We start from the raw sequence: 21,503 nt of genomic DNA, 5'->3' as shown, positions 1-21,503 counted from the left end.
TCCTCTTAGTTGTTGGACTCGACGGTTGCGGCGGTGTCGGCCGCGTCCTCGAGCTGCAAGTTCAATAGCTTCATGCCGTATTCCGGCACGTTGATATCGATGGGTTGGCCATACAGGTCACCAGGGCGCACAAAAGCGAGCACCGTCATAATGCGCGCCATGGCCTCGGGCGATTCGGTGAGCCCACGCTCAAACCAGCGCTGAATCATGCCGACCTCGGCGCTCACGACGTAGGTGACGTAGTAGTCAAAGAACGTGCCCAGCGCCAGGCCCAAAATGCCCGTCTGCGCACGCGGCACCACAGCCTCACGCGCGGTGTCGATGATCCTTTTAATGAAGGCCTGGTCGCCGCCCGGACCCAGCAGCGCACCGATTAAGTCGCGGTTGGCCGCAAGATAGCGCAGCAGTTCAACCGAACCGGGCGCCGGCTCGAGTTCATCGATGTTGTGGTAGAGATCGGGCAGCTGAGCTGCGGTGATGAGCTCAATGCGTTCACGGATCTCGGCCAGCAAGCCGTCCTCGATTTGATTGATGAAGTCGGGGATATCGCGGTAGTGCGAATAGAACGTGCGGCGCGTAAGGCCGGCGCGCTCGGTGAGCGACGCGACATTAATGCGCGAAAGGTCGCCGCTTTCGGCAAGCTCGCTGGCAAGTGCCTGGCGAAGGGCACGCTGCGAGCGAAGGGACCGGCGATCGCATTTCTCGAGCTGGGACAAGCGTCCTCCTTGTTACTCAGCCTGTGCGCTATTGCACAGTGCGAGTATTATTGCACACCGTGTGCATCAACACGTAAAGGCAATATTTGGAATGTGACGAGGGGGCAGTCCCTTTGTCACATTATTCGATGATGGTGCGGGAGCTCTGCTTATGCATGGTGGCGAGCATGTGTTTGGGGACGGCGTGGACCATGCAGCTGCCGATAGTTGCGCTCGCGGCGACCTTGGCTGCATCGCTAGCGTTTTTGGTCGCGTAGCTGTGGCGGAAACGCTTGAGCATGGCGATGTCGTTTCCGCCGTCGCCATAAACCGCGACCTCGTCCTCGGCAATGCCGTAGTAGCCCGCCAGCCAGGCCACACTCTCGCCCTTGTTACACGCCACGTCCGTGATCTCGAACATCACCGGATCGAACGGCGCGTTGACCACACGGTCCGAGCGCTCGGCAAGATACGCCTTAAGGTCGCGCTCCAGCTCGGGCGAGGTCACGCGACAATTGATCTTGCATACATCGTGGCGCAGGATGTCACCGATCGACTGGTCGAAATACTGCTCCTCGTGATACCCGCCGCGCGCACGCATGCCGCGCATCACGATGCGCTTGATGGGACTGTCCTTTTTAAAGCCCGCCTGATGCATCTCGAACGAACCGCTCGAGTACATGCCATCGGGCGTGGAACAATCAAAGCAAATGTCCGGGAACGCCTTGAGCAGTTCCTCAGTGACCTGCGGATCGATGGTCCAAGTCTTGAGCACCTCGCCATGGCTGTCGCGCACGATGGATCCATTGGAGCAGCAGGCGTCAAGCGCCAAGCCCGTAAAGCCATGCTCGCCGATCGGCAACGTCGAGCGTCCAGTCGCGGGAACCACGTGCAGGCCAGCCACAGCCAGCTCGCGAATGGCGCGGCGGATGGTCCCATCCGCCTCGTGCAGGGCGTTCAGCAGCGTTCCGTCTAAGTCACTCGCGAACATCTTGATCATGGACATGCCTCTCCTTCGTCTGCCCGATATTGTAGACGAAGGAGAGGCATGTCCAAACAATGCCGTCCCGGCGCGGCGTACCACCGCCTTCACAAATTCACGGTGCCCCAGCGCGTTAAGACAATCGCCGCAATCGATTTTTCAGCCGATAAAACAGAGCCGTCGTCAACGTCAGCACCGCCAACATGGCTGCGAATACAATCGCCGGTGTCCATCGATCATATGCAACCCCGTACGTCAATTGGCCGATAGGTATTGCGCAGGAAAGGACCATGTAAACGACCGAAAGCACTTTTCCGCAGAGCTCAGTCGGCGCTGCCCGCTGAACAAACGCGATGATTTCAACCGACGCAATGCTCGCCCACACCATGACCCATGCCGAACCAACCACAAACACGGTGAGCATGCATGCATCTGCGCCGAACAGTAGCGTGACAATGATCGGTGCGACTCCAAAACAGATCATCGCAACATATCGACATATGCCATTGAAAGAAAAACGATGCGGCCAAATGCCGACCAAGCCACTGCCGGCAAGACCACCCAAGCCCATAGCCACCTCAACTATCCCAACGCAGGACGATTGCATGCCGAGATGCTTTGTAACAATAATGGGAGCGCCAATCATTAGCCCAACCAACGCAAGGTTCAAAACTGCCGCAAGCAAAATCACAGCGACCAATAATGCATTTTGCAACAGATACCGAATCGACTCCCGAAAATCGTTTCGGCATGTCGTACGAGTCGCGCCGTCTCCCATCGTTTCAAATGAGGCATTTTGCTTGAGCGCGCCCCCAAACAAGAGAGCTGAAATCGCAAACGCCACCGACGCGGTTGTGCAAAGAGCATCGATGCCAAAGTACCCATAGACTGCCGTCCCGACCACAGGGCCCAAGATATTGCTCACCATGGTCATCTGCGAAACCAATGCAGTGGCCCGCTCAACCTTCTCTTCACCCGCCATGCGCACCGTCTCAATTTGGAGCATTGGCTTCAGCAGCGATTGAGAACCATATTGAACACAAAGTATCGCTACTACGACGACCGCAAGAGGCAATGAGTGCTTCATGGGGATAGACAGCAGTGATGCAGTCATCAGAGCAATGCCGAGGGACACGAGGACCTCGCGATGTCTTCCCCTATCCGCCAAGATTCCGCCAACCGGAGTTGCAAGTACGCCGGGTATGAACGCTATCGCCGCGACGACGCCATATAACGTTGACGATCCACTGCGATCGAACAAGTAAAGTGGATACGCAAAGCACAGCGCCGACAGCATCGAATACGTGCACAGCTGCGCAACCAGAAGTTCCGCGAGCCTGATTGACCGCACTGTTTTTGATTTCAACGAGACACCGACGTCTCTCAGCCCAGCCATAAGCCCACCCCCTATACATACCACTAGTATGTATTTAATGACTTGAAAAGGGCAGCCGTGGCTACCCTCACAAATCAATTACATACCGTTGGTATCTATATTACCACCCGGCGCGGTCCCATACGCCCCAAATCTGCGCCGTTGTCTGAAGCACTTCATTACCCAAATCGAGCCCCACCGCGGCAGCCATCTGCGCCAAACATTGTGCGCGAGCGAGCATTCGCTCCTTGGGCTCGAGCGGACGGAACAATGGCAGCAGCCAAAGATTCGCCAACAACGATACGGCCTCCGCCGCTTCGCGCGGGCATTCGCACGCAATGGAGCCGTCGGCGATGCCCTCCTCGATCACTGGCAAGAGACAGCCATCGGCCGACTCGTCAAATGAGCCCTGGTACTGCATCGCCAGTAGGCGCGAGCTTTTTACCGGATCTGCTGCAGGACGCATACGTGCCCATAGCTCAATTTGTGGAACAACGGACTCGGGAGCGTACAGTCGCTTGAGCTTTTGGGCTCCGGTCATATTACCGACGCCAAGCATCGAGCGGCGGTGCTCAACAATCGGAGTCATCGCCCGATCAAACGCGGCGTTGAAAATCTCTTCTTTGCTCTTGAAGTGATGATAGACAGCGCCCTTGGTCATGCCGTCGAGACGGTCAACGATATCTTGAATACTCGTCCCCTCATAACCCTGTGCGCAGAATAGCTCCAGTGCCGCGTCGAGAATCTTCGCGACCGTCTCCTCGGGATATTTATTGCGACCCATAATCCGCCCATCCGCAACGCAAGCCTTGTGCCTCATTGCAGCATTTTAACGTTGCGGATGGCAGACGGTCGATTCTACACCGCGGCGGGGCCATGTTCGCCGGTGCGAATGCGGATGACTTCCTCGACCGGCTCGACCCAGATCTTGCCGTCGCCGACGGCGCCGGTGCGGGCGGCATTGCAGATGATGTCGACAATTCCGTCGACATGTTCATCGGCGCAGATGAGGGTGAACTGCACCTTGGGGATGGTATTGACGAGCAGTTCGTTGCCGCGCACGTATTCCTTCCAGCCATGCTGTGCACCGCAGCCCTGCACCTGGTTGATAGTCATACCGCGAACATCAGCAGCAAACAGCGCATCTTTGAGAACCTCAAGCTTCTCAGCACGAACGATCGCCGTAATTTTCTTCATAGTGAATTCCTCTCAATAATCAACGTATCCCTTTACATGAGACGCGGGTTTCCCAGGTGCCGTAAACCAACCTCAGAGATCAAAAAAGTTCAACTGACTGGTCTTAGCAGGTTTCCCAAGTGCCGCAGATTGCCGTGAAAGAGGAGCGAAGCGTACTTAAGTACGTGAGCGACGATTGAACGGCAAGGTGCGGTGCTTGGGGAAGCTGCTAATCGAGTCCGGAGAATGAGGGGTATGCGCTCTCGCCGTGCTGACTCGCATCCAGGCCCAGCGCCTCGTCGGCCTCGTCCACGCGCAGGCTACCGTGGAACAGCGCCTTGACCACCGCGGCGATCACCAAGTCGAGCATCAGCACAATAACGACCGTCACCACAATGCCCAGAACCTGCGAGACAAGCAGCGACACGTCGCCCGTGTAGAACAGGCCGCCCTTACCGGTCCACGAGAGCTCCGGCACGCAGAACAGGCCCGTGAGCACACCGCCCAAGATGCCGCCGATACCGTGGCAACCGAACGCGTCGAGCGCATCGTCGTAGCCGAACTTGGTCTTAAGATGGCTGATGGCCAGATAGCAGACGGGCGATACGATCAGGCCCATGACCAGCGCCGCCCACGGCTCGACAAAGCCCGCACCCGGCGTAACCACCACAAGGCCCGCAACCAAACCGGTGCTAGCACCCACCAGCGTGGGACGATCGGTGTGCACGCGCTCGACGACAAGCCACGAGACCATGCCCGCCGCGCTGGCCGTCACGGTGTTGAGGATGGCGAGTGCCGCCACGGCGTCGGCCTTAAACTCGCTGCCGCCGTTAAAGCCAAACCAACCAAACCAAAGTAGACCGGCGCCCAGCGCCACAAACGGCACGTTATGCGGACGGTAGCTCACCATGCCAAAGCCGCGACGACGGCCGAGCATTAAGCAGAGAATCAGGCCCGTGAGACCGGACGAAATGTGTACCACGTCGCCGCCGGCAAAGTCGAGCGCGCCGATGATGTCGCCGATAAAGGAACCATCGCCGCCCCAAACCATGTGGGCGAGCGGCGCATAGACCACGAGCAGCCAAATGCCCAGGAAGGCCGTCATGGCACCAAACTTAACGCGGCCTGCCAGACTGCCCGTAACGATAGCGGCGGTGATCATGGCAAACGCCATCTGGAAGGCGATGTTGATGATCTGAGGGTAGACGGCACCATCCGCAGCATTGCCCTCGGCCGCCTGCAGCACCTGGTTGAGCACCGGCAGGCACAGCAACTGGTCAAAGCCGCCAATAAACGGGCTAGAACCGTCGCCACCGTAGGCCAGCGACCAGCCGGCAACAATCCACAGCACACCAACCAGGCCAATGGCGCCAAAGCACATAAGCATGGTGTTGATGACATTTTTGCGCCTGGACAGGCCGCCATAGAAAAACGCCAGACCCGGTGTCATTAAAAACACGAGCATGGTGCAGATGAGCATAAACGTTGTCGATCCCGTATCGTACATTCGCTCCCCCTTGGTCGCATGAACGTTGTCGGCGCTCATGATGCGGCCGAGGGGCAACTGGTGTAGACCAGATACGGCGTTGTTAAACGCTGCGTTGTCGAATGGAAACGGCACCGCAATCTTGGAAACGGCGCGGCAACGGACGCGAAACGAACGGGAAACGTGCGAACGAGAAGGGCGCGCTTGGCTCCGCTCTGGCTAGCGCCGGAACAGCTCGCGGGCTCGGTCGCGGAGGTCGGTAGCTCGAATGACACCCTCGTAACGATTGATGCACAGACGCGGGAAGGCGTTAAAGAAGCGTAGGTCGCGGCGGCTGAGTGACACGCTCGGTACCGGGCGGCTCATGCGCTTGCCGGCAAGGCGACGACCGAGCGACGGACGCGGCATACTCGGCGCGGCATCGGCCACGCGGCGGGCAGCGAGCGCCAGGCCGCGAGCACCATCCGAGATAAACGTCGGCATCGAAGTCTTCTCGCGCAGGGCATCGAGCGCCGCGTCGCCCAGCTCGGCCAGCCAAGCGTTAACGGCGCGACCGCGGATATGCGTCTGCGCCACCGAGTCAATCGCCGAATCGGGAATACGTTCGAGCATAGAGTCGGAGGCGTCGGCAAGCGACTCATTGATGCGGTCGGCAAGGTCGGCACGCACACGCTCAAGCTGATCGGACAGACGCCGCCAGCTCGCCAACGAGCACACCGCATCGACCATCATCGCGACCGCGACGATAAAGGCGGCCAAGCGCACGATTAGCACCGGCAGATGGCCAAGCAGCCCCAGCAATGCCGGCTCCACTAAACGGCAAATACACAACGCACCCAAGCCAAACGCGCAGGCCCAGTACAGGCAGATGCGTCCGTGCAGGTTAAACGGCAGATGCGAGTAATCCCAAAACCGGGCACCCGTCGTTTTTTCCAACAGCACGCCCACGCTATATTCGATCACGCTGCATACGAGCGCGGCAGCGACAAACTGGCTCGAGGCGTCTGGGATTCCACGCAGCAGCAACCAGCACGCAATGCCGCCCGCACCGTAGATGGGACAACACGGCCCTAGCAAAAAGCCGCTGTTGGCAAAGCGTCCGTGGTTGAGCATGGCGCAGACTGTCGACTCCCATACCCAGCCGCAAAAACCGTAGAAGGCAAACGAGAGTACCAGCGCCGAGAGCGGACAGGCGGCAAGCGTCGCGCCGTCAAATGCCATGTCGATCGCGGTTCCCACCGTCTACCCACTCCTCTTTTCGTTCGATTCTTTGCTCGAGCCGTCACTCGGGCCCTCGTTCAAATCGTTCGCGCCGCCTTTGCGCGGCAGACGGCCGGCAATCGTCTCGCGCAGTGCGCACCATTTATCCGCCAGGCACACAATCCATGCCTCACGACACGTCGGCGGCACCGGTACCAGCGGAAACATATGCCGTACGATAATATTCCGCTCGCGCGGCGTCAGCTCAAAATCTTCCTCCGCACGCGCCAAGGCAAAAAACGGGTGACGAAAGCCATGCAGTCGATGGCTTGGGTCGGGATCGTGCCAGTCATAGAGAAAGTAATCGTGCAGCAGGGCCCCGCGCAGCAGCGATAAGCGGTCGACGGAGATACCGACGCGGCCCAGGCGCTCGGCAAAGGACAGACTTGCCCGCGCTACCGAGGTCACATGCGTATAGACCGTCACATCGCCATGTTGGATAAACTCATGCATCAGGTCCAAGCGGCCCGCCTGGGCAAGCTGACGGGCGGCATCGTCGACCTCGCGCGCGATTTTCTCGGCACGAACGGTATCGGACATGCGGCCTCCTTCCGGCGGCGCTCGGCGGCAAGCCGCGGCCTGCGCGCAATGAATAAAATCATCATCGAATTTACCAGTATGGCATCGGACAAAACGTTTTGCCCCACCAGTTGGCGAATTACCGCGCCGCCGTCACATATCAAACGCCAAAATGTGCGAGACTGTCTTGTGCAATTGTGCCGGCCGAGGGAGTGCCGGCGCACGATTCGCATGGAGTAACCCACAACGATGCTGCTTACGCAAACGACAACGCCCGAGGACGTCAAGGCTCTCGATCGCGCCGAGCTTCCGCTGCTCTGCGGCGAGATCCGCCACGCCATCCTCGAAAGCTCCGCCGCCGTCGGCGGGCACGTTGCCCCCAACCTGGGCGTCGTTGAGCTTACGGTTGCGCTCCATCGCGTGTTTAACTCCCCCACCGACATAATTGTCTTTGACGTGTCGCACCAGACCTATGCCCACAAGGCGCTGACTGGGCGCGCGTACACCTATATCGACCCGGCACGCTACGGCGAGGCCTCTGGCTTTGCCAATCCCGACGAGTCCGAACACGACCTGTTCGCCATGGGCCACACCTCCACATCGGTGAGCCTGGGCTGCGGCTTGGCGCACGCTCGTGACCTGGCGGGCGATGCGTACAACGTCATCACCATCATTGGCGACGGTTCGCTTTCGGGCGGTCTGGCGTTTGAGGGCTTTAACAATGCCGCCGAGCTCGACAGCAACCTGATCATCATCGTCAACGATAACGACCAGTCCATTGCCGAGAACCATGGCGGCCTGTATCGCAATCTGGCCGAGCTGCGCGCCAGCAACGGCACCTGTGAGCGCAACGTTTTCCGCGCGATGGGGCTCGACTACCGCTATCTGGACGCCGGTAACGATGTGTTGGCCCTGGTCGACGCGCTGCAGGAACTGCGCAATATCGATCATCCCATCGTGCTGCACGTCTCCACCGCCAAGGGCAAGGGCTTTGAGCCGGCCCAGAACGACCCCGAACGCTGGCATCACGTGGGTCCGTTTGACATGGCAACTGGACGCAAGCTCTGCCCGGGCCATCCGAGCGAGCCTGCGCCGCGCACCTATGCCGACATTACGGGCGAGGCGCTCAGCGCCGCCATCGAGCGCGATTCGCAGGTCGTGGGCATCACGGCCGCCACGCCCTACATCATGGGCTTTACACCCGAGCTTCGCGCTGCCGCCGGCAAACAGTTCGTCGATGTGGGCATTGCCGAGGAGCACGCCGTGACCTTTGCCACCGCGCTTGCGCGCTCGGGCGCCAAGCCGGTCTTTGGCGTGTACGGTACGTTCTTGCAGCGTGCCTATGACGAGCTGTGGCACGACCTGTGCCTCAACGACGCCCCGGCGACCATCCTTGTATTCGGCGCGTCGATCTTTGGCACCACATCCGAGACGCATCTTTCGTTCTTTGATATTTCCATGCTGGGCGCTCTTCCCAACATGCGCTACCTGGCGCCGGCCTGCATGGAGGAATATCTATCCATGCTGAGCTGGTCGCTCGACCATCGCGAGCATCCTGTGGCGATTCGCCTGCCCGGCATTGGCCTGGTAAGCCGCCCCGACTTGGCGCCTGCCGAGAACGCCGATTACGGTGTCGCGCGCTACAACGTGGTGCGCCAGGGCCGCGACGTGGCCGTGCTCGCGCTCGGCGATTTCTTTGAGCTGGGCAAGCGTGTGGCAAACCGCTTGGCAGCCGAATACGGTATCGAGGCCACGCTCGTCAACCCTCGCTTTGCAACCGAGCTTGACCGCGAGTTCCTCGACAGCCTTGCCACCGAGCATCGCGTTGTCGTCACCCTCGAGGACGGCATCTTGGACGGCGGTTGGGGCGAACGCGTCGCGTGCTACTTGGCCTGCACGCCCGTGCGCACGCGCACCTTCGGCATCGCCAAGGGCTTCCCCGACCGCTACGACCCCAACGAGCTGCTCGCTCAGAACGGCATGACGGTCGAGAACATGGCCGCCGAGGCCGTAAGGCTACTCAACGAGTAAAAAACCTCCGCAAGGGAAGCACCCCTGCGGAGGTTTTTATTTTCGCGGCGCGATTATCTCAATCTGTAACATCTATGGCCCGAATTCCCGTCTAACTGTTACAGGTCTAGACAAGACGTCTTAGTCCCTGACGTTTGTCTCAATCTGTAACAGATAGAGACCTTTTGTCCGTCCAGATGTTACAGATTGAGACATTCGAATCCCATTAAGGAGATAATCTCAATCTGTAACAGCTAGAACCCATTTCCTCGTCTACCTGTTACAGATTGAGACAAAGCAGCGAGGCAGGCCACCACATCTGCAAGAACCACCACAAAGGTGCCTGTCCCTTTTTGGTAGGAAGAATTACCCATAAGGTAAGTATGTTTCTGAGTTATTTCGTGTTGACCCATCTGAGCGGGATAGGGTATAACTCTACTCAACCGCTAGGGATTTTATTGAGAAAGGTGTTCTACCATGAGCAAGAACCTCTCCCAGCAGGTCGTTCTCGACCGCCGCGGCTTTGTCGCCGCCACCTTCGCAACCGTCGCCGGCCTTGGTCTTGCCGGCTGCTCTGACACCAGCGCCGAGGCTGACAAGGGTTCCGCCGCTGGCTCCTCCAAGAGCTCCGAAGATACCGAGGCTTCCACCATACTCGATGCCAAGGCATTCGACAAACTCGTCGACAACGGCCCCAAGGCCGATGACGACGCCATCGCCGCCAGCACCTGGGCCACGGCCGTCAAAGACGCCGGTGTCTTTAAGATCGGTGGCGTTCAGACCTCCACACTTTTCTCCCTCCTCAACGAGAAAGACGGTCAGACCCGCGGCTTCGATGCCGGTATCGCACAGCTCCTGTCCAACTACATTCTGGGCGAGAACAAGGTCGAGATCACGCAGGTGACCTCGGACACGCGCGAGTCCGTCCTGCAGAACGGCCAGGTCGACGCCGTCTTTGCCACCTACACCATCACTGACGAGCGCAAGAAGCTCGTCTCCTTTGCCGGTCCCTATTACTACACGCAGCAGGCCATCCTGGTGCTCGCCGATAACGACGACATCAAGAGCGTCGACGACCTGGCCGACAAGAACGTCGCCGTCCAGTCCGGCTCCAACGGCCCCGCCATCCTGGAGGAGTTCGCTCCCAAGGCCAGCCAGCAGGAGTTCAAGACCGACGAGGAGGCCCGCCAGGCACTCCAGCAGGGTCGCGTTGACGCCTACGTCATCGACAACAACATGCAGCAGAGCGCCCTAGTCCGCGAGCCCGGTAAGTATAAGATCGCCGGCAAGCCCTTCGGCAGCAAGGAGCCCTATGGCATCGGCCTGCCGCTCGATTCCGACGGCGTCGCCTTCGTCAACGACTTCCTTAAGAAGATTGAGGACGACGGCACCTGGACCGAGCTGTGGCAGATCTGCATCGGTGACCGCACGGGTGACACCAATGTTCCCGAGCTGCCCGAGATCGGCGCCTAGGCAACGCGCCTAGTAACGGCCGCAACGAAACCATACGGAAACGCACGGTGCGCTTTATTGCGCTAAACTGTTTCTTCACTGAGTTGTCGGGGCTTCCGTACACACGGGAGCCCCTTTCCTTATCGGCGGGAGGTCCGCATGAGTCTCTCCGAGCTCTGGTCGCTCTATGGCCAGAACTACATTGACGCGCTGCTAGCAACCTGGGGCATGACGCTTGAGTCGTTTGCCATCGCCATGGTGCTGGCCGTCGCCGTCACCGTGATGCGCGTGTCGCCGCTCAAGCCGCTGCGCGTCTTTGGCGACCTGTATGTCCAGGTCTTCCGTAACATCCCCGGCATCGCGCTGCTCATTATCGTCGTCTACGCGCTGCCGCCGCTCAAGGTCGTCCTGCCCTACCGCACCTGCGTCATCGTCGCCACAGTGCTCTTGGGTTCTGCCTTTGGCTCCGAGAACTTTATGAGCGGCATCAACACCGTCGGTGTCGGCCAGGTGGAAGCCGCCCGCTCGCTGGGCATGAGCTTCAGCCGTATCCTCGCCAAGATCGTGATTCCGCAGGCGCTGCGCTCGAGCGTGCTGCCCATGACCAACCTCTTTATCGCCGTCATGCTCACCACCGCGCTCGGCAGTCAGGTGCCGCTTAAACCGCAGGAGCTCACCGGCGTGGTGAGCTACATCAACACGCGCTCGCTCGGCGGCGTCGCCGCGTTCTTTATCTCGGCGCTCGGCTACCTGGGCACGGCCTTTGTGGTGAGCCACATTGGCAACTATATCGATAAGAAGGTGAGGATCCTCCGATGAGCAAGCACTCCACCTCCGCGCTCACCATGCGCGATGCGCTCTACGAGGCTCCCGGCCCCAAGATGCGCGCCAAGATTCGCGTCGGCACCGCCATCTCACTTGTTGCCGTGGCCGCGCTCATCGCTCTGGTACTGCAGCGCTTTTATGTGACCGGCCAGCTTTCGGTCCATTACTGGTACTTCTTTACGCACCTCACCACCTGGAAGTTCCTGCTTGCCGGTTTTGAGGGCACGGTAAAGGTCGCGCTCACCGCCGGCGCCATCGCGCTGGTACTGGGCTTAGCCCTCATGCTCGGCCGTACCAGCGACATCAAGCCGCTGCAGCTGGTCTGCCGCGTGCTCACCGATTTCTTCCGTGGCGTGCCGAGCCTGCTGTTCATCTACTTCTTCTTTTTGGTGCTGCCTCAGTACAAGATTTCACTGCCGTCGTTTTGGATGCTCACGCTTCCCGTCGCGCTCGCTGCAGCCGGCGTACTTGCCGAGATCTTCCGCGCAGGCGTCAACGCCGTGCCGCGTGGTCAGGTCGAGGCAGCCCAGGCGCTCGGTCTCTCCAAGGCCAAAATCACCTTTAAAATCGTATTGCCCCAGGCGATTCGGTTTATCATTCCGTCGTTGATTTCGCAGCTCGTGGTCGTAGTCAAAGACACCACCGTCGCCTATGTGGTGAGCTACCCCGACCTCATGCAAAATGCCCGCGTGCTCATCACCAACTACGACGCGCTCGTATCGGTCTATCTGGTGATCGCGGTCATCTACATCCTCATCAACGTCGCGATCAACAAGGCCGCTGTCTACGTTTCGCACAAGACCGGCGCGACCATCATCCGCTAACGCTTTACCATTTCGAGTCATAAGGAGCCGAGCACCATGGCACAGAGCACCTCTTCCACCGGCAATCAGCCGCTGATCGAGCTCAGGCACGTCGATAAGCACTACGGCGACCTGCACGTTCTCAACGACATCAATCTCTCGGTCGACCGCGGCGAAGTCGTCGTGGTGATCGGCCCCTCGGGCTCGGGCAAGTCGACCATGTGCCGCACCATCAATCGCCTGGAAACCATCGACTCGGGCGAGATCCTCATCGAGGGCGAGCCCTTGCCGCAGGAAGGCAAAGACCTTGCCCGCATGCGTGCCGAGCTGGGCATGGTGTTCCAACAGTTCAACCTGTTTGCACATATGACGGTACTGCAGAACGTCATGCTGGGACCGGTCGATGTGCTGGGCGTGTCCAAGGAGGAGGCTCGTGAGCGCGCCATGGACCTGCTGAGCCGCGTGGGCGTGGCCGAGCAGGCCGACAAGGTACCCGCACAGCTTTCGGGCGGCCAGCAGCAGCGCGTGGCCATCGCCCGTTCTCTTGCCATGCAGCCCAAGGCCATGCTCTTCGATGAGCCCACGAGTGCCCTTGACCCCGAGATGATCAATGAGGTGCTCGAGGTCATGGTGCGCTTGGCGCAGCAGGGCATGACGATGATCGTGATTACGCACGAGATGAACTTTGCCCGCCGCGTGGCCGACCGTGTCGTGTTTATGGCCGATGGCCAGATTGTGGAAACCGGCACGCCCGACGGGTTCTTCGACCACCCCCAGACCAAGCGCGCCCAGGACTTCCTCAACTCCATTAAGGGCCACTAGCCAGCCACCCCGTGGGACAAATCCATTGAAAGTGTTGTCCTACGTCTCTCATGCGCCCTGTCACCTTTAGATTCGAAAGCAACACCTATGATCGGAACTCGCACTTCATCGTCCTACACCCCACATGTCGACGTCGCCCCCACCGACCGCCCACTCATCCTCGTCGCACCACGCTGGGAAGAGGCAAAGCCGTTTTTAAGCGAGATGCTCTCCCCCAATGAGGAAATCGCAAGCGTCTTTGTCGACGCCATTCTTGCCGCCGGCGGTCTGCCGCTGCAGATGTCCATTACTGAAGACGTCGACGTTATCCGTCATTACGTGGAAATCGCTGACGGTATCGCCATTCCCGGCGGCCCCGATGTCAATCCCAAACGTTGGGGCGATGATCGACCCTACGACCCCACCCTCTGCTGCGAGATCCGCGATAGTTTTGAGTTTAAGCTGGTCGACGAGGTACTCCGCGCCAAAAAGCCGCTCTTTACCACCTGCCGCGGCACGCAGCTGCTCAACGTCGCCACCGGCGGCACCCTGTGCATGGACGTGCCGGGCCTGGGCGCGCGCGAGGGCCGCACGCAGTGGCGCCATACCCACGTGCTCAACGATCCCGTGCACCCTGTCGAAGTCATGCCGGGCTCGCTGCTGGAGCGCGCGCTTGGCGGCCACAGACTGATCCAGACCAACTCAGCACATCACTGCTGCGTCGATCGTCTGGGTAAAAGCACGCGCTTGGTCGCCAAGGCAACCGACGGTATTCCCGAGTGCATCGAGGTCGAAGGCCAACCATTCTGTCTAGGCGTGCAATGGCATCCCGAGTACACGTGGAAGACGCTCGAAACCGACTTTAACCTGTGGAAGTCGTTTGTCGAGGCGGCGGCAAAGGTAAAGCAGGCCCGCTAGCTCGCGAACCACTCAGGTTAAAGCCTCCTAAGCCGGGGGGGGCGGACACCAGCTACGGTGCCCGCCCCCCTGTATTTGATATGCTCGGTATGATTATCCCTCACAAACAATCAGAGAAATCTCGACCGCAATCGGTCGACAGTAAAGCAAATGATAAAAACGCTTGCTACGTTTATGAGGCAGTCAATTAAAATCGAGATGCATTGACCATTCCCCAACGGGGTCACGCCGCAAATCCACATGAGCATCGAGGCTGGAAGCGGAAGCATGGAATTGGCCCCGATCTGTATGTAGATCGCTACGACGTTGACAAGCAACAGCATGCCAATCGGACCGAAGCCGGACCCAAAATAGGAAACAACGATTACGCAAGAAACCACGTATGCAAGGCAGGCAGCGGCAGCAAGAACAAGTCGATAGCAAAATACATGCAGGTTGAAATACTGCTGAGCATCCGAAACGATTGCGCAGTTAAGACAGTACAAAACGACACTCGACAGGACAAACGCGCCCAAAAGGGCAAAAGAAGATAGCACCACTCGCGCAACGATAGCGCACACACGCTTCCCTCCCCGAGCCTCCGACAACCCCCACGGTTCCTCGACAAAGCCCGAACTGACAAAGCGCGGCACAATGCAAGCCGCGATGAACGGAAAGAACAATGCATGGGCCAACGGGGCTACGTTGAACAGCAGACCGCGAAAAACCTCTGCATTGCCAAATAGAAGGACATCCTCCGCCGATAGCCGAAGCGTCGGGTCTGGGAAAAAACCCAAGAAACTGTTCTCACGGAGGCTACAGAACCACATCGGGAAAGAATTAAGCTGCAATATCACCATGTACGCATAAATTACCAGGATTAAGGCGTACGCCCATTTGCTCACATGCTTCAATTCTGACTGGAGAAGTCTTTTAATCTGACGAGCCATTGAGCACACCCCCAGCGCGAAAGCTCAAGAGAGCGTAAATCAATACCGATAGACAGCTGGCTGCCACGCCATATCCCAGAAGCGTCAGCTGCCCCATATCGCTATACCCAAGGGCACATCCGACTCCAAGGTACGGCCCCGGAAGGAAGAAGATCCATCGCAAGGATGGTATAGGTGCCTGAAGGAAGGCTCCGTAGAGCGTCAAGCTCATGACAAATCCAACTATCACCACGGCCCCGCTCAATACAGCGCTGCCCGTTATCCGATAGATGGTCACCGTCTCCAGCGCAACCGATATCACCAATACGGCGTTGACTATCATTGCAGGCAAAAATACAGTTAGTATGTTGTGCGAGTAGTTATGCCCTCCACGTATTATGGCTATTGCAAAAAGAAGGAGGCAAAGCGCGCTATACGCTGCGCCAATTATTAAAGCAGACGAAAATGCATGGGCTAGAGCCCCATAAAAGCGGTTGAGACCTCTTGCCGAAGAAATTCGGTGCCCCTCTTTATAGCCATGCTCCTGTAAAAGCACCAAACAAACGATGAGTGGAACGAACAGGGATGTACCGGCAAAAGCGCTGCGCGCAAGGGACTCATCAGGCGCAGAAGGATCGATTGCATTCCAGAGGAAACCAATATCCTCCCCACAAACGCCATAGCCAAAGACGAGCAACGTTGTTCCGTTTTTTAGAAAGATGCCGAAGAGAAGGCCGAACGCCAACATAAGCGCAAGACCAAACTTCGCCGGAAATATCCTGTGCCAACGCATCATATCTGCCTTTATGGGATGGATCGCCCGCTTCATAGCGAGACCGCCTTCATCAAGCGCCTGTAATACTCTTTTAGGGATGGCGCCTCATCCCTTATGACGTCCATCGATTCCTTTTTTAGCAGTTCACCGTCATGAAGAAACAGGCAGCTTGTTGCAACCGATGCCAGCTCATCCAAGTCGTGGCTAGAGATAAGCATGGTTTTGCCCTGCTCCCGATTCAATCGACCGATAAGGGCCCATATACTCTCGATGCCCAACGGATCCAATCCATTTGCCGGCTCATCGAAAATTAGTACGTCGGTGTCGCCCAATAAAGCCGTAGCTATATCCAGTCGCCGTTTCATTCCCAGAGAAAAACTGCTCACGCTCTTTTTCTCATCGACGTCCAGCCCGACCAGGCCCAAGACGCGAGGAATCTCACGTTTCTCATCGAGCCCCCATTCCGCACATCGGATCCGAAGATTCTCAGCCGCACTGAGAGATTGGTATGCTCCGCAAGAATCTGGCACATAGCCGACACGCGTCCGCATCAGGCTCAGCTCTTTTTTCGACTTGCCTCCAAAGAGCTCCACGCTCCCCGACGATGGCTCACAGAGGCCCAGCACTATTTTAATAAGCGTGCTTTTGCCCGCCCCGTTTGCACCAACAAGGGCGCAAAGCTCAGACTGATCCACCTCGAAGGAAACGTCATGCAAAACGCGCCGTTTCCCGTAGCGCTTTGACACCCTTGATAGCCTTATCGTTGATGCGTTCATTGGCCTCCCGTTCCGCTTGATAGCAAAACCGCTCATATCGTTCCTTCTTTACTTTATCGTTTTCCATAGTTGTTATTGTTTTTCGATAACTCATATTTGTCAAGATAATCTAAAAGAAAGAACCCGTGTTAGACACGGGTCCCTTCACGCTGATATTTCGTTTTAGTTGTTCGCCTTAAGCTACTCGTCGCTCAAATCGACAGCAAAGACTGATGTCGGAAGCGACGCCTCGTTGCCTCCGCCGTCCCGCATCTGCCTCACAACGTTTTTTGCACGCTCGACAATAAGCTCCTCAAGCTCTTTCTCGCTCACGCGCTGAATAATATCTCCCGGTTGACAATCAAGCTCATCACAGATATCGAGGAGCGTCTTTAGGCGAATAGCTTTTATCTTTCCGTTTCTAAGCTTTGAAATATTAGCCGGAGTATGCCCCGTCGCTCGAATCAGATCAGCACTGGTCTTTCCGGTCTTAAGCAGCTGCGTCTCAAGCTCGATGATGAGATAGCTCATGTTTCCTCCTACACAAGCTCGTCAGACTGCTCTTGGAGCAGCGAGGCATAACTCCAGATCGCCGAGATAAACAAACAGACAACTGCGCCGATAAACGACCCCGCATCAAAGGTAGCGCCTTGGCAAATCTCAATAACGAAGGAATGAGGCACAATGTAAAGCTCCAGTCCGCCAATGGTGAGATTGACCGATCCATAGGCACCAACAAGCGAAACCGCGGCGTTAACAGCAAAGGCAAGCGCGAGAACACGGATAAGCCGCACATGCGCCTTGGTAAAGGGCGAGACGCCCCGAGAGATGTTATGGCTGATTCCGCACAAAACGACAAGCGAAACACCCACGACGAGTGCCAGGCACAGCCCGCTTGGGATAACGATGCTCCCGCCATCGAAAAGCGTCACGACACCGAAAGAATCGACAGAAACAACGTTTGCAACCGCATACCAGATCACGTAAACAACCAACGCGGCAAAAGCGACGAGCATCCCTGCAAAAACGGCTGCCATGCAAAAACCAAGCTTCCTGATATTTTCGCCCGCCTTGGCCATACGCTGAACGCTGTTGGACATACACTCACCCTCATCGACTCTATCGTTATTCGAACAGTTTATCGAACAACGATATGGATTGCATGCGGAAAGCCCCGCCAGTGCGCATGGGCCATTCACTAATCAGAAGGGGTGAGCGTGGATTTTTGGACATGTATCGAACGAGAGTGGACAATCTCCCACTTTGAGGCCGCCACCGGGCCTAAAACGGGAGATTATCAACTCTCATAGTCATCAAAGCTCGCGAGCTCTTACTCGGCCGCCTCGCGCAAGGCCGACATCGTTGCCGCATATTGCTGCTGCAGCGCATGCATTCCCTCGCGAGCGCCGTCAACGGCATCGGCGCCGCGCAGCGCTTCGGTCACCACAACCGCCGGCTCGTACAGATTATCGAATCCCAGGTTCTGGCTCACGCCCTTGAGCGTGTGCGCTGCCATAAACGCACCTTCGGCGTCTCCTGCCGCCATGGCGGCCTCCAGCTTGCCCATGCTCTCGTCATCCAAAAACTTGAGGGCAAAGCGGGCAAGCATCTCATCGCCCATCAGCCGAGCGCAAGCGTCATCATAATTGGCACCGATCTTCTCATACGCCTCACGCATGGAAATCATGGATTAAAACTCCTTTGGTCAAACTAAATCGTGGGAAACGCAACGACGTCGGCGGGGCGTGCCAACGTCTCGGCAATTTGGTCTTGCACCTCGAGCAGGCAATCGAGCAGCAGCGGGTTAAAGGTGCCGCACTTACCGTCCAGGATCATCTGGATCGCCTCCTTGTGCGGGATAGCGTCCTTGTACACACGCACACTCGTCAGAGCATCGTACACGTCAGCCACCGAAACCACCTGCGCGGCGATGGGGATATCGTCGCCCTTGAGGCCATCGGGATAACCCTTGCCGTCCCAGCGCTCGTGATGCCAACGCGCAATCTGGTACGCATATTCCATAAGCGCATTGCCGGCGTGATGGCTACCCAGCTTAAGCAGCATATCGGCGCCGATCGTGGTATGCGTCTTCATGATCTCGAACTCCTCGGGCGTAAGGCGCCCGGGCTTGTTGAGGATCGCATCGTCAATCGACATCTTGCCGATATCGTGCAGCGCCGAAGCCAGGGCGATCGTAGAGCGTTCCTCATTGTCGAGGGAGACCGTGCCGCTACGCTGGACCAGACAGCCAAGCAGCAGCTCGGTCAGCTTCTCGATGTTCGTAACGTGTCTGCCGCTCTCGCCGTTGCGAAGCTCCATGACGCCGGCCATGATGTCGATGAGCATGCGACTGTTCTTGACGCGCTCGTTGTACTGCTGGGACAGCAGGTTCGTCAGGCGGCGCTGTTTGGCGTATAGGCGGATGGTGTTGCTTACACGGCGGCGCACGACACGGGAGTCAAACGGGCGGTTGATATAGTCCGAGGCGCCCAGCTCGTACGCGCGCAGAACCATATCATCGGAATCTTCGCTCGAGATCATGATGACAGGCAGATTGTCGATACCCGATCGGCGCGACAGATCGGCCAGTACCTCAAAGCCACTTATGCCCGGCATGATAATGTCCAGCAGCACGAGCGACAACTCATCGCCATAGCGGTCGACCATGTCGAGCGCCGCACGACCGTTATCGGCCTCGAGGATACAATACTCGTCCTTGAGCATCTCGTTGAGAATGACTCGGTTCATCTCGGAGTCATCGACAATAAGCACCAAAGGCTTTTCGCTTTGGAAGGCCTCGATGGAATCGGCATCGGTCACGACCGTACCGGCTTTTGCCTTAGCGCGGCTCAGTAACTGGGCAGCGCGGCCAACGCCCTCATCGACCGTCTCGCCATGAATGCGAACGCCACCAACACATGCCGTCAAGCTCACGTACTCATGGCCCGGAATAATCGTAGAACGAACGGCATCGGACACCTGATGCAGGCGACGGGTGAAGTCATCGGAGGGAATATTGGGCATGACAACCACAAACTTGTCGCAGCCATAGCGCACAAGCTCGTCAGTCGAACGGATTCCGCTGCGCATGGCTGTCGCCACAGCACCGAGCGCAAGGTCGCCGGCATGACGGCCACACGTATCGTTGAAGACCCTAAAATCATCAAGGTCGATCACCGCAACGCCGGCATTCACGCGGGTGCTACGGAGCTTTTCCTCGTAATATCGGCGATTGCGCACATTCGTCAGCACGTCGGTGTAGACAAGGTCCTCTTCTGCGGCCTCTTGCTCATCGATCGGACGCACCATCAGCAAGACGTGAGGCTCGCCCTCGACCTTCAAAGGGCGTAGACGGGCGCGGTACTCAGTGCCATCATTGAGCAGTTACTCCGACACCTCATCGGAGTCTGCCAAAGCCTCAAGACTTGACTGACGCAGACAAGGACACCGATCACCGGCGAGCAGGCAGTTAGGCTCACTCTTAATCTGATCGGCCGACAGCAAACGCACCACGGGGTAGGTCTTCGCGACACGGGCGACCTCGGCGGCAGCCTCCTCGTCGGTTAGATTGACCTCGTGATTATTGAGCATATGGGGCCCTTTCGATAGTTTCGCATGGTAGCGGTGGGTTCCAAATGTTACAAGGGTAACACCTTGCCGATGCAGGTAAGCACGTGAATGCTGTTACATTTTTATGAGTTGGCAGGCGGCGCGATTGAAGCCGCAGACGTGAGGTTTTGAGCACATTTGTTAACACGGCCGAAACGTTTGCGAGTGAAGACTGTTTTGATTTTTACGGCTGCTAGAGCTCCAGGATGCTACGGACAGTCTGGGCAGCCGCTGCCGGGCGATCGCGCAGGCCGTTGTGCGCGCCCGGGATTGTCACGAGGGGGCAATCGAGATATTCGGCAGCCGCTCGCGTACCAGCCTCGCGGGATGTGCCAATCGAGAGCTCGCCCAGGAGCACGGCGGCCACCGTTTTTGACGCGCGAACGCTATCCCAATCGGGAACGCAGGTCATAGCAATCCCGTATTCGTTTGCCATGAAACTGCGGCCGTTGCGCAGGGCATGTTTGGCTTCCGCTTCGGTCGTTCCAGGAGCCTCGGGGTCCAAGTCGCCGAGGGCTCCCAAGAAAAGCCGGAGCGCCCTTGAAACCTTTCCCGCCGCAATCATATCGAGCAAAACCGGAGCTGCGCCCATACCGACGCCTTTGTCCGACACAGCCGGCTCATGCAGAATCGCACGGGCAACGAGATGGGGTTCGGTGCGAAGAAGCTCCAGCGCCACCAACGTACCGGCGCTATGCGCAAGCACATTTGCCGGAGCGCCAACGTGTTCGATCACGGCTTGCAGGTCGGCGGCCTGAGCGGCAAGATCATAGCTGCCGTCTGCCGCATCGCTGCTGCCACCGCAGCCGCGGCGGTCGTAGGCAATTACGCGGTAGTTGCGGCTGAGCTCACAAGCGATACCGTCAAAAAATGTGCCGTCGACACAAGCGCCGTGCACGCACACCAAGGCAGGAGCATCAGGCGACACATCCGGGCCGACATATTCGCGACAGGCGATCGTGGTGCCCGCATTCTCGACCGTAAAATCCATGTTGTGCCCCCGTCATCAATGCTCATCCAGTTGCACGTCAGTGCGGTTGGATAGACCCGCATTGCCTTACACCTTGTTAACAGATTAACTTTACCCGACCCGAGGCTTTTCATGGCACGGCATCATGAGCGACGTGAAAAAACGAAACTTGTAAAGCAAGAGC

General features: G+C 58.0%; 23 protein-coding genes. 6 read left to right on the top strand and 17 right to left on the bottom strand.

Annotated elements, in window-relative coordinates; translation table 11 throughout:
• Window positions 1–5: 5 nt before the first annotated feature.
• The 8 genes from DW136_RS06815 to DW136_RS06780 form a co-directional block, all read right to left on the bottom strand.
• On the bottom strand, window positions 6–716 hold the full coding sequence (locus DW136_RS06815) for a TetR/AcrR family transcriptional regulator (protein ID WP_040358972.1): 711 nt from the start codon (window positions 714–716) through the stop codon (window positions 6–8).
• Window positions 717–837: 121 nt separating this feature from the next.
• A complete protein-coding gene (locus DW136_RS06810) occupies window positions 838–1,701 on the bottom strand; it encodes an HAD-IIB family hydrolase (protein WP_233505713.1) in 864 nt (287 codons plus the stop codon).
• A gap of 109 nt (window positions 1,702–1,810) precedes the next feature.
• Entirely contained in the window at window positions 1,811–3,073 is a 1,263-nt protein-coding gene (locus DW136_RS06805) for an MFS transporter (protein WP_117629937.1), read from the bottom strand.
• Window positions 3,074–3,173: 100 nt separating this feature from the next.
• Window positions 3,174–3,836, bottom strand: a complete 663-nt coding sequence (locus DW136_RS06800; RefSeq protein WP_158551690.1) for a TetR/AcrR family transcriptional regulator — start codon at window positions 3,834–3,836, stop codon at window positions 3,174–3,176.
• Window positions 3,837–3,910: 74 nt separating this feature from the next.
• Window positions 3,911–4,249, bottom strand: coding sequence for a P-II family nitrogen regulator (locus DW136_RS06795; protein WP_117629936.1), 339 nt, complete (start codon window positions 4,247–4,249; stop codon window positions 3,911–3,913).
• Between the two features lie 208 nt (window positions 4,250–4,457).
• Window positions 4,458–5,735, bottom strand: a complete 1,278-nt coding sequence (locus DW136_RS06790) for an ammonium transporter (protein WP_118289319.1) — start codon at window positions 5,733–5,735, stop codon at window positions 4,458–4,460.
• Between the two features lie 198 nt (window positions 5,736–5,933).
• Window positions 5,934–6,953 carry a putative ABC transporter permease gene (locus DW136_RS06785; RefSeq protein WP_233505712.1) on the bottom strand — a complete coding sequence of 340 codons (1,020 nt, stop codon included), beginning with the start codon at window positions 6,951–6,953 and terminating at the stop codon, window positions 5,934–5,936.
• Window positions 6,954–6,956: 3 nt separating this feature from the next.
• On the bottom strand, window positions 6,957–7,514 hold the full coding sequence (locus DW136_RS06780) for an HD domain-containing protein (protein ID WP_117584135.1): 558 nt from the start codon (window positions 7,512–7,514) through the stop codon (window positions 6,957–6,959).
• A 228-nt stretch (window positions 7,515–7,742) separates the two neighbouring features.
• On the opposite strand from DW136_RS06780, the gene DW136_RS06775 reads away from it, so the two are divergent.
• The 6 genes from DW136_RS06775 (at window position 7,743) to DW136_RS06750 (ending at window position 14,302) form a co-directional block, all read left to right on the top strand.
• Window positions 7,743–9,524: a 1-deoxy-D-xylulose-5-phosphate synthase gene (locus DW136_RS06775; protein WP_118289318.1), complete on the top strand. Its 1,782-nt coding sequence runs from the start codon at window positions 7,743–7,745 to the stop codon at window positions 9,522–9,524.
• A 456-nt stretch (window positions 9,525–9,980) separates the two neighbouring features.
• Window positions 9,981–10,976 (top strand): glutamate ABC transporter substrate-binding protein, encoded by a 996-nt coding sequence (locus DW136_RS06770; RefSeq protein WP_055251966.1) that lies wholly within the window; start codon window positions 9,981–9,983, stop codon window positions 10,974–10,976.
• A 138-nt stretch (window positions 10,977–11,114) separates the two neighbouring features.
• A complete protein-coding gene (locus DW136_RS06765) occupies window positions 11,115–11,774 on the top strand; it encodes an amino acid ABC transporter permease (protein ID WP_022094657.1) in 660 nt (219 codons plus the stop codon).
• On the top strand, window positions 11,771–12,604 hold the full coding sequence (locus DW136_RS06760) for an amino acid ABC transporter permease (protein ID WP_117629933.1): 834 nt from the start codon (window positions 11,771–11,773) through the stop codon (window positions 12,602–12,604). The genes DW136_RS06765 and DW136_RS06760 overlap by 4 nt, the downstream gene beginning before the upstream one ends.
• Before the next feature lie 36 nt (window positions 12,605–12,640).
• Window positions 12,641–13,405 (top strand): amino acid ABC transporter ATP-binding protein, encoded by a 765-nt coding sequence (locus DW136_RS06755; protein ID WP_117629932.1) that lies wholly within the window; start codon window positions 12,641–12,643, stop codon window positions 13,403–13,405.
• An 87-nt stretch (window positions 13,406–13,492) separates the two neighbouring features.
• Window positions 13,493–14,302, top strand: coding sequence for a gamma-glutamyl-gamma-aminobutyrate hydrolase family protein (locus DW136_RS06750; protein WP_118289317.1), 810 nt, complete (start codon window positions 13,493–13,495; stop codon window positions 14,300–14,302).
• Between the two features lie 110 nt (window positions 14,303–14,412).
• Here the strand turns inward: DW136_RS06750 and DW136_RS06745 are convergent, their stop codons facing one another.
• The 9 genes from DW136_RS06745 to DW136_RS06705 form a co-directional block, all read right to left on the bottom strand.
• On the bottom strand, window positions 14,413–15,231 hold the full coding sequence (locus DW136_RS06745; protein ID WP_117629930.1) for a hypothetical protein: 819 nt from the start codon (window positions 15,229–15,231) through the stop codon (window positions 14,413–14,415).
• The gene (locus DW136_RS06740) at window positions 15,215–16,039 is read right to left on the bottom strand and encodes a hypothetical protein (protein WP_117629929.1); all 825 of its coding nucleotides are present in this window, start codon (window positions 16,037–16,039) and stop codon (window positions 15,215–15,217) included. The genes DW136_RS06745 and DW136_RS06740 overlap by 17 nt, the downstream gene beginning before the upstream one ends.
• Complete coding sequence (locus DW136_RS06735; protein ID WP_117629928.1) at window positions 16,036–16,797, bottom strand: ABC transporter ATP-binding protein; 762 nt, start codon at window positions 16,795–16,797, stop codon at window positions 16,036–16,038. The genes DW136_RS06740 and DW136_RS06735 overlap by 4 nt, the downstream gene beginning before the upstream one ends.
• A 144-nt stretch (window positions 16,798–16,941) precedes the next feature.
• Window positions 16,942–17,271, bottom strand: coding sequence for a helix-turn-helix transcriptional regulator (locus DW136_RS06730; protein WP_089572320.1), 330 nt, complete (start codon window positions 17,269–17,271; stop codon window positions 16,942–16,944).
• 8 nt (window positions 17,272–17,279) lie between these two features.
• A complete protein-coding gene (locus DW136_RS06725; RefSeq protein WP_147333357.1) occupies window positions 17,280–17,819 on the bottom strand; it encodes a hypothetical protein in 540 nt (179 codons plus the stop codon).
• A gap of 251 nt (window positions 17,820–18,070) precedes the next feature.
• Window positions 18,071–18,427 carry an Hpt domain-containing protein gene (locus tag DW136_RS06720; RefSeq protein ID WP_199408904.1) on the bottom strand — a complete coding sequence of 119 codons (357 nt, stop codon included), beginning with the start codon at window positions 18,425–18,427 and terminating at the stop codon, window positions 18,071–18,073.
• Window positions 18,428–18,450: 23 nt separating this feature from the next.
• Window positions 18,451–20,049 carry a diguanylate cyclase gene (locus DW136_RS06715; protein ID WP_158571447.1) on the bottom strand — a complete coding sequence of 533 codons (1,599 nt, stop codon included), beginning with the start codon at window positions 20,047–20,049 and terminating at the stop codon, window positions 18,451–18,453.
• A 75-nt stretch (window positions 20,050–20,124) separates the two neighbouring features.
• The gene (locus DW136_RS06710) at window positions 20,125–20,331 is read right to left on the bottom strand and encodes a hypothetical protein (protein ID WP_118289315.1); all 207 of its coding nucleotides are present in this window, start codon (window positions 20,329–20,331) and stop codon (window positions 20,125–20,127) included.
• 211 nt (window positions 20,332–20,542) lie between these two features.
• On the bottom strand, window positions 20,543–21,340 hold the full coding sequence (locus DW136_RS06705; protein WP_117584147.1) for an alpha/beta fold hydrolase: 798 nt from the start codon (window positions 21,338–21,340) through the stop codon (window positions 20,543–20,545).
• Between the last annotated feature and the right edge of the window lie 163 nt (window positions 21,341–21,503).

It is taken from the genome of Collinsella sp. AM12-1 (assembly GCF_003472325.1).
In the GTDB taxonomy this organism is placed as follows: Bacteria; Actinomycetota; Coriobacteriia; order Coriobacteriales; family Coriobacteriaceae; genus Collinsella.
This window is presented reverse-complemented; position numbering and strand designations above follow the sequence as displayed.